The organism is Variovorax sp. CF079 (genome assembly GCF_900101545.1).
Lineage (GTDB): Bacteria > Pseudomonadota > Gammaproteobacteria > Burkholderiales > Burkholderiaceae_C > Variovorax.
Map to the genome: position 1 here is coordinate 1 of NZ_FMZU01000023.1, position 12,851 is coordinate 12,851.

Here is a 12,851-nt window from a genome sequence, read left to right on the forward strand (position 1 = left end):
GCCAGCACGCTGCTGCGCCGGGTGTGCTTTCACTACACGCCCAAGCACGCAAGTTGGCTCAACATGGCAGAGATCGAGATCGGCATCCTCACGCGCCAATGCCTGAACCGCCGCCTCCCAAGTCAGCAACTTCTGCGACGCGAAGTCGATGCTTGGCAAACAGATCGAAACGCGCTGCGCCGAACCATCGAGTGGAAGTTCACTCGACAGGATGCAGATCACAAGCTCGGGCGTCATTACGTTTCGAAACTTACGTGTTGATGTACTAGGGGCGCCTTCGGCACTCCGTCAGTGGACGGCAGCGGCCCCAAGCGGACCTGCCAAAGGTCCGCTCTGTGGCTTGGCGAACTTCTGCTCGGGGCTGCGGATTCAACCGGCTGTTCGCGGCCTGGCCGTCGGTGCCTCGTGACCCTTCTCGAGATCCGGAAAATTCAAAGAGGGGCGAAAAAACCGCCCGAAAATTCAAACTGTGTTGCGCAGCGGGTTCAAAGTGACCTGGTAGATCTGCTCCAAGTCCTTGACGCGCGACGCCTCGGGGGTTGCGTCCTCGGCGCCGATCGACAGCCGGGATCAGTACCAGTACCCCAAGATCGCGAAACCGATCGCGGACACGCCGCATCGGGCTTTGCGGGTCACCTCGGTCAGCCGATTCTTGCCGGGATGGCCCTGTCGCCGCGCCGCCCGTTCAGCCGGCAGGCCAATCTGCGGATCCACCTCCGGGTGCAAGCCCGGGGTTTCCGCAGAATACAGGCGCGCGTTGACAATCGCGAGACCTAGGGCCCGCCCCCAATGCCACTGGCTGGCGCATCCCGTCTCGCACCTCGGCCGTTTCGTGCGGCGCCGCTGCGCGGCTTGCTTCGCCGTCTGCCTGGTGGACATTGACCAGCAGCACCGGGATCGGTGAGATGCGCAGTACCTGTTCCGCATCGCTGCCCAGCAGCACACGCCCGACGCCGTGGCGGCCGTGCGTGCCGATCACGATGAGTTCGGCGTTCCAGGCCCTCGCCTGCTCGGCGACGAGTTCCGATACGCGACCCGCAAGCGAGGTAAAGAGCACTGTTTCCGCCTTGATTCCGGCGCGCTGCGCACGCTCCCTCCCCTGCCGGAGAATCTGCTCGCCCGCTGCTTCCATCAGCGGGACCACGTCCGAACTGTAGGCGGCGAAGGTCTCGAAGCCGGTCACATACTTCAGCTCGTCCACGACGTGGACGAGCCTCAGCGTCGCGCCCGTGAGCTTGGCCAGACGAAGGGCCTCATCCAGGCCACGCAGGGAGGTCGGGCTGCCATCGATGGGAACCAGAATGCGTTGGTACATGACTATCCCTCGAGTGGGGCGGTAAGAGTTCGCTATCAGTTTCAGCGCCAGGCGGCCCCTCGACCTTGATGCACGTCAACTCAAGGCCGCGCTCTCGCACGCGCCCGCTCAATGCGCAATCAGGATTGGAAAGGTCATATGCGCGAGGATCTGCTGTGTGACGCCGCCGAGCACCATCTCGCGCAGGCGCGAGTGGCCATAGCCGCCCATCACCATCAGGTCGGCGCCGAGATCGCAGGCCCGCGAAAGCAGCGCGGCGGCGATGTCGATCTCGATCACGTCCTCCTCAGCCGTCGCCTTGATGCCGTGCCTCTGGAGCCACTGGAGCGTTTCGGCAACAAGCAGTCGCGCCGGCTCATGAGGCTCGCCGAGCCTGCGACAGAAAACGAGCTTCACCTGGCGCGCCTTGGCCAGCAGCGGCAACGCAGCGCGCATCGCCACCGCCGACGCGCGGGATCCATCCCACGCGACGAACACGTTCTTCACTTTCGGCTCGGCGCTTCCCGCGTAGGGCACGACCAGCACAGGACGACCGGCCTGCAGCATCACGCGCGGCACGAGGCCGTGCGCCGGCGCGTCCGAGCTCGCCGAGCGATCCTCCTGGCCTAGCACGATCAGGTCGCTCGAGCGACCATGCTGCACGATGGCATCGACTGCCGTCCCATCGGTCAGTCGAATCTCGTGCGACACGGGAATCGGCCCGGACACCCGGACCTTGAAACTTTCGCTGATCGCCTCCGCGCGCCGGCGCAAATGGTCCGCCGATTCGGCAATGAAGTCGGTGACACCCGTTGGGATCGCATCCGCGGGAATGACGCCGTCATACAAACCAGTCGGCACGAGGCCGATCAGGTGGCTGCCGTGCGCCCTGGCGAGCCCGGCCGCGAACGCGACGCGGGCGGAACACCTGTCCGTGTGGTCCAGGTGAACCAGGATGGTCTTGAAGTCCATGGGTCATCCTTTCGAAGATGTTCGCATCCTCGATCACTTCTCGCGCACCCACCTTGACGGCGATCAAAGCGCAGCGCGCCCGAGTCGACGGCTCGAACACTGGAAGCTTGATCCAGCGCAACAACCTGCACGCCACAACGATGGAATATGTCAAGCGTTCGGGGCGAAACAGGAAAGGCGCCCAGGTCGCGCAGCCGACATGGCAACCGAGCACTTCCGTTGTTCGCTCCTTGGCTTCAAGACTGAAGGAGACCCGGCGATGTGCACGAATCTCTTGGGAATGCTCGCTGACACGAAGCTCCCCCTCACCATTGCCGACAAGGCCCTCATTGACCGGTTGCGGATGCTTGACGCCATGGGATACGTCAAGGCATTCATTCCAGCCGTCCACGTCGATTGCGACAACTGCGCGCGTCAGGAACCCGCCATCGCCCTAGAGGTGACGCCACGCGGTCGAAAGGCGTTGAGCGACGAGCAGAGCCTAGAGGCCGCGCAGGTGCAGCGGCCGGCACAGATGCTGCCGCAGGGGGAGCCTTCGCGCGGCGCCCATCTAGCTTGGTGGCACGGCGGCAGGAGACTTCGATCTGGCACTTGAGCGGAGAAAGACGCAATGGCCGGCGGCTGCATCGCGCTTGTCCCTTGATCGAGCGCAAAGCGCTTCCAGCACTCGAGATCGATACTAATTACGCATCAAGCAGCGGAGACAGCATGACCAAAGTTCTCGTCGTCAGCTATTCCTATACGGGCACTTCCCGCCGGGTGGCGCAACTTCTGCGCGATCAGCAAGGCTGGGAGGTGGCCGAGATCGCGGAGGTCCGGCCGCGCAGCGGCGCGTTCGGGAACTTGCGCTGTCTTCTCGATTCCCTGTTCCGACGCTGTCCGGAGATTCGGTATGGCGGCCCGCCGCCCAGGCACTTCGACACGGTGGTGCTGGTGTCCCCCATCTGGGGACAGCAACTTGCCGGACCCATGCGCAGCTTCGTCACGAGGCGGCGCGATCACCTGCCCGATGTGGCCGTGGTGTCAGTCATGGGCGGCAGCGGTGCGCCCAACGCCGTTGCCGAGATCGGCCGCATCATCGGTCGCGCTCCCATCCTGAGCACCGCGCTCACCATGCAAGAGGTCAACGACGGCAGCTGCGCGGATCGCCTGCAGAGGTTCGGCACGGCGGTATGGCACGCCAGTGTGCAACGCAGAGGACACACAGCCGGTCATGCGGACGATCAACATGTCACCTCAGGCGCTCCGATGGGCGCGATCGAACCCGGTCCAACATCCCCAACTCCTCGAGATATTCCATGTACGGCTTCACCGTCGCGCTGAGCCACACGCCCTTCGACGAGGCCGTGGCCAAGGTCATTGATGCGCTCAGGGGTGAAGGCTTCGGCGTCCTTAGCGACATCGACATGCAGCGCACGATGAAGGACAAGCTCGACATCAACACGCGTCCGTATCGCATCCTTGGCGCCTGCCACCCGCGGCTCGCGCACCGGGCCTTGCAAGCCGAACCCGACATCGGTCTGCTGCTGCCGTGCAATGTGGTGGTGCGCGAAGGGGGACCTGAACGTGTGATCGTCGGTTTTCTGAATCCGCAGACCATGGTCGGACTGACGAGCGCCAAGGAGATCCAGGCGATCGCCGACGATGCGGAGCAGCGCCTGCGTCGCGCAGGCGCACGCCTGTGCGCCTAGAAAATTGATCTGGCGCAAAGGTCCACACGGGCTACAGGCCAAGAATGGTTTGCCCGCCCGCATGGCCGGTGGCGAGCACCCTCCTGATGCGGCCGGCAAGGAACACCCATGTACCAACACATTCTGGTCCCCCTGGACGGCAGTGCAACTGCAGAGCGTGGCTTGCGCGAAGCGATGCGGCTCGCCGCCGAGCAGAAGGGGAAACTGCGTCTGCTGCATGTCATCGACAACCTTCCGATGCTAATGGACATGGCGGCAGCCTCCAGCTTCGAGACGACGATGCGCGAAGTTCGTGCATATGGCGAGGCGCTGCTGGCCAAGAGCCGCAGGACTGCCACCGAGGCAGGCGTGGAGACCGAGACCGTCTTGCGCGAAGTCATGCAGGGCCGCGTCGCAAATGTCGTGGTGGACGAGGCCGGGAAATCCGGTTGCGACCTGATCGTCATGGGCACGCACGGCCGCCGCGGCTTCAGCCGACTGGCGCTGGGCAGCGACGCCGACCTGGTGGTACGCGGCAGCCCCGTGCCGGTCCTGCTGGTGCGCAACGAGCCGGTCGACGCCTGAGCCGGCGGCCCCGTGCTTCGGATCACCGCCCTTCTTCCCGCCATCGGACTCGCGTGCCTTCTCGGCGCGTGTGCCGCGAGCCTTGGGCCAACGCCTGAGGCAAGCGCCGGGGGCGAAGTCGCCGCACCGGCCGCGCCGGCCGCGCCTGTCTTCTCGTCGCTCGTGGCGAGCCGCAGCGCCACCGTGGTGGACATGAGTACCCTGCGCATCGGGCGCGACGAAGGTCGCGAAGATATCGAGCTGGAATTCGCTCCCGAGAACGATTTCGCCGACCGGCTGGCCTGGCCGCTGCCAGCGAGCGTGCGGCTCAGCGAGGTCCGCGACCTCGCCTCGGGCGTGATTCTCACGAGCGACGGGCTGATTCTCACCTGCGCGCACGTGGTCGCCAACGTCGACGAGGCGCAGGTCCGCCTCGACGACGGCCGCCGCTTCTCGGCCCGCGTGGTCGGTGTCGACAGACGCACCGACGTCGGGCTGCTGAAGATCGACGCAGCCGGCCTGCCCGTCGCCGTCATCGGCGACTCCTCGCACCTGGCGCCGGGCGACTGGGTGGCCGCCATCGGTGCGCCGTTCGGATTCCATAGCAGCGTGACGACGGGCGTGGTCAGCGCCACGAACCGCTTCATCGGCGGCGGCGGCGAGATTCCCTTCATCCAGACCGACGTCGCCATCAATCCCGGCAGTTCAGGCAGCCCCTTGTTCAACGGCCGCGGTGAGGTCGTCGCCATCAACTCGATGATCTACAGCGGCAGCGGCGGCTACATGGGCCTGTCCTTTGCCGTACCGATCAACCTGGCGATGAGGATCGTCACCCAGCTGCGCACGGTCGGCGTGGTTCAGCGCGCGCAACTCGGCGCCGAGTTCCAGGAGATGACGCCCGCGCTGGCGCAGTCTTTCGCGCTGCCCGACGTGGCCGGCGCCCTGGTAGTGCGGGTGGATGCAGACAGCCCCGCCCAGGCGGCCGGCCTGCTCCGAGGCGACATCGTCAGGGCGTTCGACGGTGTCCGGATCTTGCACTTTTCCGAGTTGCTGGAGCAGGTATCGAACCGCCCGGCCGGCGCCCAAACCAGACTGGATGTGTGGCGCCATGGAGCAAAGCGCACGCTCTGGGCCATCCTCGGCCCCCAGCCCCCGATCAGGACTTTCGCGCGCAACGAAGTTGAGCGTGAACGCAGCGGCGGCCTGGGGCTGAGCCTGAGCGAAGTCCCGGCAGCGCTGCGCCTCCAGCTGCGCATTGACGGCGGCCTGCTGGTCCGCGAAGCTACCGGCGCTGCACGCAGCGAAGGCATCCGCTCAGGCGGCCTCATCGTCGCCATCAACGATACCCGGCTCGAGCGCGTCGACGATTTCGCCCGCACGCTGGCGCAGATACCGCCCGGCCAGACGATCGCGCTGCTGGTGATGCGCGACAGAAGGCTGGCCTACGTGCCGGTCCAGCTCCCCGCGCAGCGCCAGCGCAGCCAGCCGTTGCGTTGAGAGACCTCAGGCGGCCCGGCGCCCCAGATCGTGCATCCGCTCCATCCATTGCGCGCGGCGGCCGGCGTCCATCGCTTCGACCGCGCCGATCAGGGTGTCGCGCACCGGCGCGACCCCGACGAAGCCGAGGATGCTGCGCTTCAGTGCCTTGAGGCTATGGGCACGGAAGTACCAGCGATAGAGGCTGGCCGGCATCCCCATCGTGATCACGATTCGCGCGCTGCGGCCGCTCAGCGGCCTGCCGGGCCTGGTCCCCCCGTCGACAAACAACCCGACAGCCGGCCGCATGACTTGCTCCATGAATCCCTTCAGCAAGGCCGGCATGCCACCGAGCCAGAGCGGGAAGAAGAAGACCAGATGCTCGGCACTCTTGATGGCCAGCTGGGAGGCCATCAGGCTCTGCGGCAGCGTGCCCTTGTCCCAGTCGCTCTTGCTGCGCAACAGCGGAAAGTCGAGCTGGCCGACATCGATCGTCTCGACCACATGCCCCGCGCTGCGAGCCCCTTGCGCATACGCCTCGCTCAGGGCATGGCATAGATGGGGGGTGGAGCCATCGGGATGGCCCTGAATGATGAGGATGCGCTTCGCCATGTGCAAGGCCTGACGCGGCCGGCTCAGTTCGAGGCCGGCCTGTTGCGGCTCCTGTTTGCCGCTGGCACCAGCACGCCCACCGTATTGGATGTGGGCTTGAATCCATAGAAGCTGTCGTTCAGGTGCCGCGTGACCTCAAGCACATCCTGTTCGCTCCAATCGAGCGCCGCCACCGCTTGCCAGCGCCGCACCTGCAGCTTGAGGCTATTCCAGTCGGTGGCCAGCTTCCTGTCGCGCCAGTGCACCTGCGTGGTGTGGCAGGCAATGCAGTGGGTCGCGTAGAGCAACTCGCCGCGCGATTGAGCGCTTGCCGTGGGCGCGCAGGCCAGCGCGCTGGCCAGCACGCATGCTGCCAGCAGCGCCGATGCGGGGCTTCCCATTCCCGTCACGGCATTCCGCTCAATGCGCCTCCGACAACTGGTCCAGGATGGCCGGGTTCTCCAGCGTGGAGATGTCCTGGGTGATGGCCTCGCCCTTCGCCACCGAACGCAGCAGGCGGCGCATGATCTTGCCGCTGCGCGTCTTCGGCAGGTTGTCGGCGAAGCGGATGTCCTTGGGCTTGGCGATCGGGCCGATCTCCTTGCCGACCCAGTTGCGCAATTCGATGGCCAGCTTCCTCGCCTCTTCGCCCGTCGGCCTCGGGCGCTTGAGCACGATGAAAGCACAGATGGCCTCGCCGCTCGTGTCGTCCGGCCGGCCAACCACCGCCGCTTCGGCAACGAGATCGGTGCACGACACCAGCGCAGACTCGATTTCCATCGTGCCCATGCGATGGCCGCTGACGTTCAGCACGTCGTCGATGCGACCTCCGATCGTGAAGTAGCCCGTTTCCGGATCGCGCGCCGCGCCGTCGCCCGCGAGATAGTAGCCGCGCAGTTCGGGCGGGTAGTAGCTCGATTGGTAGCGGGCATCGTCGCCCCAGATCGTGCGGATCATGCCGGGCCAGGGCTTCTGGATGACCAGGAGGCCGCTCTGCCCGTTGGGCAGGTCGCCGCCGGTCTCGTCGACGATCGCGGCCATGATGCCGGGGAACGGCAGCGTGCAGGAGCCCGGCACCAGCGCCGTGGCGCCCGGCAGCGGGGTGATCATCTGGCCGCCGGTTTCGGTCTGCCACCAGGTGTCGACGATCGGACAGCGGCCGCCCCCCACGTGCTTGTGATACCACTCCCAGGCCGCCGGGTTGATCGGCTCGCCGACCGAGCCGAGGATGCGCAGGCTCGTCAGGTCGTGCCTGTCCGGGTGCACGGCGGCGTTTGCCTCCGCCGCCTTGATCAGCGAACGGATGGCGGTCGGCGCGGTATAGAAAACCGTCACCTTGTGCCGCTCGATCATCTTCCAGAAGCGGGCGGCATCGGGATAGGTCGGCACGCCTTCGAACACCACCTCGGTCGCGCCGATGGCCAGTGGCCCATAAGTGATGTAGGTGTGGCCGGTGACCCAGCCGATGTCGGCCGTGCACCAGAACACATCGTCGTCGTGCATGTCGAAGGTCCACTTCATCGTCGCCGCGGCCTGCACCAGGTAGCCGCCGCTGCTGTGCTGCACGCCCTTGGGCTTGCCGGTGGAGCCCGAGGTGTAGAGGAGGAACAGCGGATGCTCGGCACCCACCCATTCGGGTTCGCAGGTGTCGGACTGCGCATCCATGATCTCGTGCATCCACAGGTCGCGCGCCTGCCAGGCGATCGCGCCGCCGGTGCGGCGGTAGACGATCACCTCGCGCACCGTTTCGCAGCCGCCGAGCGCCAGGGCTTCATCGGCCAGCGCCTTCAACGGCAGTGCCTTGCCGCCGCGCATCTGCTCATCGGCGGTGACGAGGACCACCGCGCCGGTATCGGCAATGCGGTCGCGCAGCGAATGCGCCGAAAAGCCGCCAAAGACCACGGAATGCACCGCCCCCAGGCGCGCGCAGGCCTGCATGGCCACCACGGCTTCGACCGACATCGGCATGTAAATGACCACGCGGTCACCCTTCTTCACGCCCAGGCTCTTCAGCGCATTGGCCATGCGGCAGGTCCGCGCCAGCATTTCGGCGTAGCTCGTGCGCGTGACCTTGCCGTCGTCGGCTTCAAAGATGATCGCGGTCTTCTCGCCGAGGCCGGCGGCGACCTGCCGGTCCAGGCAGTTGTACGAGACGTTCAAGGTGCCGTCACCGAACCATTCGTAATGCGGCGCCTTCGCGCTGTCGAGCACCGTCGTGAAGGGCGTCTTCCACTCCACAAACTCGCGCGCCAGGCGCGCCCAGTAGCCTTCATAGTCGGCTTGCGCCTCGGCCACGAGCGCGTCATAGGCCGCGCGGCCCGCGACGTGGGCCGAGCGCGCCAGGGCCTCTGGCGGCGGATAATGCTTGGAATGCGGGGCGTTGTCCTGCGTGCTCATGCGTAGCTCCTGTTGGGTTCGGGCGGGTTCCGCATCGTCGACGACATGGCGGTTGCAAACCTTGCGCTAGCGCAACTGCGTGCGCCGTCGCACCGCGTCCAATCGCCGAAGCCAATCCACCCTTCGAGGAGACCTCCATGGAAGACGACCTAGTTGCACGCATCGCCGGCCATCCCCAATATCAGGAGTTGAGGGCCAAGCGCACGCGCTTCGGCTGGACACTGACGGCACTGATGCTGATCGCGTATTACGGCTTCGTGCTGCTCGTGGCTTTCAACAAGCCTTTCCTCGCCCAGCGCCTGGGCGAAGGCGTCATGACCTTGGGCATCCCGATCGGCTTCGGCGTCATCGTGTTCACCATTGCGATCACCGCCTATTACGTCAGACGCGCCAATGCCGAGTTCGACACCCTGTCGGACGCCGTCGCGAAGGCGGTGCTCAAATGAAGGCCTTCTCCCTGGTCGCACGCCGGGCACTGGCGCTCGCCGCCCTGGTTGCCGCGTCTGCGACCGTCTATGCGGCCGGCGCCGATCTCGGCCAGGCGCAAAAGCAGGCGACGAACTGGACGGCCATCGGCATGTTCGGGCTGTTCGTCCTCGGCACGCTGTTCATCACCAAGTGGGCCGCGTCCAAGACCAAGTCGGCGGCAGACTTCTACACCGCCGGCGGTGGCATCACCGGCTTCCAGAACGGCCTGGCGATCGCCGGCGACTACATGTCGGCGGCATCGTTCCTCGGCATCTCGGCGGCCGTGATGGCGGCCGGCTACGACGGCCTGATCTACTCGATCGGCTTTCTCGTCGGCTGGCCGGTGATCACATTCCTGATGGCGGAGCGGCTGCGCAACCTGGGCAAGTTCACCTTTGCCGACGTGGCGGCGTTCCGCTTCAAGCAGGCACCGGTGCGCATCTTCGCGGCCTCGGGCACGCTGGTCGTCGTGGCCTTCTACCTGATCGCCCAGATGGTCGGTGCGGGCCAACTGATCAAACTGCTGTTCGGCCTCGAATACTGGATCGCCGTTGCCATCGTCGGCTCGCTGATGATGGTCTACGTGCTCTTCGGCGGCATGACCGCCACGACCTGGGTCCAGATCATCAAGGCCTGCCTGCTGCTGGGCGGCGCCAGCTTCATGGCGCTGTCGGTGCTGTGGCACTTCGGCTTCAGCCCCGAAGCGATGTTCGCCGGTGCCGTGAAGGTCAAGACCGACCTGGCGCTCAAGGACGGCAAGACTGCGGAGGCGGCCGCGGCCATCGGCCAGTCGATCATGGGTCCCGGCAATTTCGTCAAGGACCCGATCTCGGCCATCTCCTTCGGCATGGCGCTGATGTTCGGCACGGCCGGTCTGCCGCACATCCTGATGCGCTTCTTCACCGTGCCCAGCGCCAAGGAAGCGCGCAAGTCGGTCATGTGGGCCACCGGCTGGATCGGCTACTTCTACCTGCTGACCTTCATCATCGGCTTCGGCGCCATCACCTTCGTGCTCACCAACCCCCAGTTCGTCGACGCCCAGGGCGTGCTGATCGGCGGCGGCAACATGGCGGCGATTCATCTCGCCAATGCGGTGGGCGGCAACGTGTTCCTCGGCTTCATCTCGGCGGTGGCCTTCGCAACCATCCTCGCGGTCGTTGCCGGCCTGACGCTGTCGGGCGCCTCGGCGGTGTCGCACGACCTGTATGCGACGGTGGTCAAGAGCGGCAAGGCCGACAGCGCCTCGGAATTGCGCGTCTCGCGCATCACCACCGTCGCGCTCGGCGTGCTGGCGGTGCTGCTCGGCATCGTGTTCGAGAAGCAGAACATCGCCTTCATGGTGTCGCTGGCGTTCGCCATCGCCGCGTCGGCCAATTTCCCGGTGCTGTTCATGTCGGTGCTGTGGAAGGGCTGCACCACGCGCGGCGCGGTGATCGGCGGCTTCCTCGGGCTGGTCTCGTCGGTTGCGCTGACGATCGTCTCGCCCTCCGTGTGGGAGGCGACGCTGGGCTATCCGAAGGGCTCCGCGTTCTTCCCGTACGCCTCGCCGTGCCTGTTCTCGATGACCATCGGCTTCCTCGGCATCTGGATCTTTTCGGTGCTGGATTCCAGCGCGCGCGGCGACGTTGACAAGCGCGGCTTCCTGGCCCAGCAGGTGCGATCGGAAACCGGCATCGGGGCGTCCGGCGCCAGCGGGCATTGAGCGGGTAGTGGACGGGCCGGTAGGCAGGCACACTGTCTACCGGCCCGTTCATTTTTTGTGCCCCGCACCATGACGGAACTGCGCGCAGTCGAAACCCAGCGCGAGATGCTCTCGCTCCTCACTGCGCGCGTGCGCGACGCCCATGTGCGCAAGGCCTGCTACGTCGATGGCGGGCTCGACCTGGTGTCGGTGTGCCGGGTGCTGTCGCAGCAGGGGCTGCGCGACGCGCTGGTGCGGGACGGCCATCGCCTGGGCATCTTCACCACCGCCGACCTGCGCGATGCGCTGCTGCGTCCCGAGGCCCCGGCCGAGCTGGCGGTCCGCGAGGTGGCCCGCTTCGGCCTGGTCGAGATCCACCCCGACGCGGACCTCTTCGAGGCGCTGTGGCTGATGGCGCGCCACCGGGTGCACCGCCTGCTGGTGCGCGACGGCGACACCGTGCTCGGCCTGCTGGACCAGCTCGACTTGGTGAGCTTCGTCGCCAACCATTCGCAGATCGCCGCGCTGCAGATCGACGAAGCCGCCAATGTGGCCGAACTGGCGGCCGCAGCCGCGCGCATCGACACCATGGTCTCGCTGCTGCACGAGGGCGGCATCAAGATCGAGCGCATCGCGCGGCTCGTGGGGGAGCTCAACGCGCGCCTCTTCGCGCGCTTGTGGTCGTTGCTGGCGCCATCCGATCTGGTGGCCAACAGCTGCCTGGTGGTCATGGGCAGCGAGGGCCGCGACGAGCAGATCGTCAAGACCGACCAGGACAACGCGCTGCTGCTGCGCGACGGCTTCGCGTGTCCCGATCTCGAGGCCATCGCCATGCAGTTCAATGCCGCGCTGGCCGAGCTGGGCTATCCCCCCTGCGCCGGGCAGATCATGCTGACCAACCCGCTCTGGCGGCAGCCGCTGGCCGGCTTCAAGGAGTCGCTGCGCGACTGGGTACACGGATCCGACCCCGAGGGCCCGATGCGACTCGCCATCTTCATGGACAGCAAGTCAGTGGCCGGCGACGCGGGGCTTCTGCAGGAGGCACGCCGGCATCTGGAGCGCGTCCTCGACAGCGCAGACGTCTTCCTCGCGCGCTTTGCCAGCGCGATCGATCTGTTCGACCACCCGACGGGATGGTGGCGCAGGCTCACCGCACGTCACGACGACGAGACAATGGATCTGAAAAAGCTCGGCACCTTCCCGATCGTTCACGGCGTGCGGGCGCTGGCGCTGCAGCGGCGCCTGCGCGTCAACGGCACGGCCGCGCGGCTGCGCTTGCTGGTCGAGCAACAGCAGATCGAATCCGGCCTGGCGCGCGACGTGCTGGACGCGCTGCACTACTTGATGGCGCTCAGGCTGACGCATCAGCTGCGTCAGAAGCAGGCCGGACAAGTGCCAGGCAATGATGTTCGGCTGTCCGAGCTGGGTGCGCTGGAACGTGATGCCCTGCGTGATGCGCTGGGCATCGTGCGCCGCTTTCGCGGCGTGCTGCGGCAACGCTTCCACCTCGACGCCTTGTAGTTCAGGCGAGCCACCATGTTCCAAGGCTTGAGATCGCAACGCCTGCTCGGCCTCTTCGCACTGGGCTGGCTGCTGCTGAACGTGCCGCTGCTCACGCTGTGGGACCGCCCGGTCATGCTCTGGGGGCTGCCGCTGATGCCGCTTGCGCTCTTCGGCGGCTGGGGCATCCTCATCGCGCTGGCGGCGTGGGTGGCCGAGGCACCGGGGGAGCACTGAC

Annotated in this window: 14 protein-coding genes and 1 pseudogene; 10 read left to right on the plus strand and 5 right to left on the minus strand. The window is 66.4% G+C overall.

What is annotated here, in order from left to right:
• Positions 1 to 177: pseudogene (locus BLS74_RS26560) on the plus strand (transposase); the annotation flags it as partial.
• Positions 178 to 685: 508 nt separating this feature from the next.
• On the opposite strand, the gene BLS74_RS26565 reads toward BLS74_RS26560, so the two are convergent.
• Entirely contained in the window at positions 686 to 1,315 is a 630-nt protein-coding gene (locus tag BLS74_RS26565) for a universal stress protein (protein ID WP_093110162.1), read from the minus strand.
• Between the two features lie 108 nt (positions 1,316 to 1,423).
• Positions 1,424 to 2,266: a universal stress protein gene (locus tag BLS74_RS26570; protein ID WP_093110163.1), complete on the minus strand. Its 843-nt coding sequence runs from the start codon at positions 2,264 to 2,266 to the stop codon at positions 1,424 to 1,426.
• On the opposite strand from BLS74_RS26570, the gene BLS74_RS26575 reads away from it, so the two are divergent.
• The 5 genes from BLS74_RS26575 (at position 2,256) to BLS74_RS26595 (ending at position 5,997) form a co-directional block, all read left to right on the plus strand.
• Positions 2,256 to 2,861, plus strand: a complete 606-nt coding sequence (locus BLS74_RS26575) for a hypothetical protein (RefSeq protein ID WP_139191742.1) — start codon at positions 2,256 to 2,258, stop codon at positions 2,859 to 2,861. The two genes, BLS74_RS26570 and BLS74_RS26575, sit on opposite strands and share 11 nt — an antisense overlap.
• Positions 2,862 to 2,974: 113 nt before the next feature.
• Complete coding sequence (locus tag BLS74_RS26580) at positions 2,975 to 3,589, plus strand: flavodoxin family protein (protein ID WP_212733700.1); 615 nt, start codon at positions 2,975 to 2,977, stop codon at positions 3,587 to 3,589.
• Positions 3,565 to 3,957 carry a DUF302 domain-containing protein gene (locus tag BLS74_RS26585; protein WP_093110165.1) on the plus strand — a complete coding sequence of 131 codons (393 nt, stop codon included), beginning with the start codon at positions 3,565 to 3,567 and terminating at the stop codon, positions 3,955 to 3,957. Before BLS74_RS26580 ends, BLS74_RS26585 begins: the two co-directional genes overlap by 25 nt.
• 108 nt (positions 3,958 to 4,065) lie before the next feature.
• Positions 4,066 to 4,521, plus strand: coding sequence for a universal stress protein (locus tag BLS74_RS26590; protein WP_093110166.1), 456 nt, complete (start codon positions 4,066 to 4,068; stop codon positions 4,519 to 4,521).
• Positions 4,522 to 4,533: 12 nt separating this feature from the next.
• Positions 4,534 to 5,997: a trypsin-like peptidase domain-containing protein gene (locus tag BLS74_RS26595; protein WP_244504007.1), complete on the plus strand. Its 1,464-nt coding sequence runs from the start codon at positions 4,534 to 4,536 to the stop codon at positions 5,995 to 5,997.
• 6 nt (positions 5,998 to 6,003) lie between these two features.
• Here the strand turns inward: BLS74_RS26595 and BLS74_RS26600 are convergent, their stop codons facing one another.
• The 3 genes from BLS74_RS26600 to acs are packed head-to-tail and all read right to left on the minus strand — an operon-like array spanning position 6,004 to position 8,964.
• The gene (locus tag BLS74_RS26600; RefSeq protein WP_093110168.1) at positions 6,004 to 6,588 is read right to left on the minus strand and encodes an NAD(P)H-dependent oxidoreductase; all 585 of its coding nucleotides are present in this window, start codon (positions 6,586 to 6,588) and stop codon (positions 6,004 to 6,006) included.
• 23 nt (positions 6,589 to 6,611) lie between these two features.
• Positions 6,612 to 6,968, minus strand: coding sequence for a c-type cytochrome (locus tag BLS74_RS26605; RefSeq protein ID WP_093110169.1), 357 nt, complete (start codon positions 6,966 to 6,968; stop codon positions 6,612 to 6,614).
• 19 nt (positions 6,969 to 6,987) lie between these two features.
• Entirely contained in the window at positions 6,988 to 8,964 is a 1,977-nt protein-coding gene (gene acs, locus BLS74_RS26610) for an acetate--CoA ligase (RefSeq protein ID WP_093110170.1), read from the minus strand.
• Positions 8,965 to 9,101: 137 nt separating this feature from the next.
• Here acs and BLS74_RS26615 point away from each other — a divergent pair, with 137 nt between their 5' ends.
• From BLS74_RS26615 to BLS74_RS26630, 4 genes are all read left to right on the plus strand, one after another.
• A complete protein-coding gene (locus BLS74_RS26615; protein ID WP_093110171.1) occupies positions 9,102 to 9,410 on the plus strand; it encodes a DUF485 domain-containing protein in 309 nt (102 codons plus the stop codon).
• Positions 9,407 to 11,134 carry a cation acetate symporter gene (locus BLS74_RS26620; protein ID WP_093110172.1) on the plus strand — a complete coding sequence of 576 codons (1,728 nt, stop codon included), beginning with the start codon at positions 9,407 to 9,409 and terminating at the stop codon, positions 11,132 to 11,134. Before BLS74_RS26615 ends, BLS74_RS26620 begins: the two co-directional genes overlap by 4 nt.
• 69 nt (positions 11,135 to 11,203) lie before the next feature.
• Complete coding sequence (locus BLS74_RS26625) at positions 11,204 to 12,634, plus strand: putative nucleotidyltransferase substrate binding domain-containing protein (RefSeq protein WP_244504008.1); 1,431 nt, start codon at positions 11,204 to 11,206, stop codon at positions 12,632 to 12,634.
• Between the two features lie 27 nt (positions 12,635 to 12,661).
• On the plus strand, positions 12,662 to 12,850 hold the full coding sequence (locus BLS74_RS26630; RefSeq protein WP_244504009.1) for a hypothetical protein: 189 nt from the start codon (positions 12,662 to 12,664) through the stop codon (positions 12,848 to 12,850).
• Position 12,851: the final 1 nt, after the last annotated feature.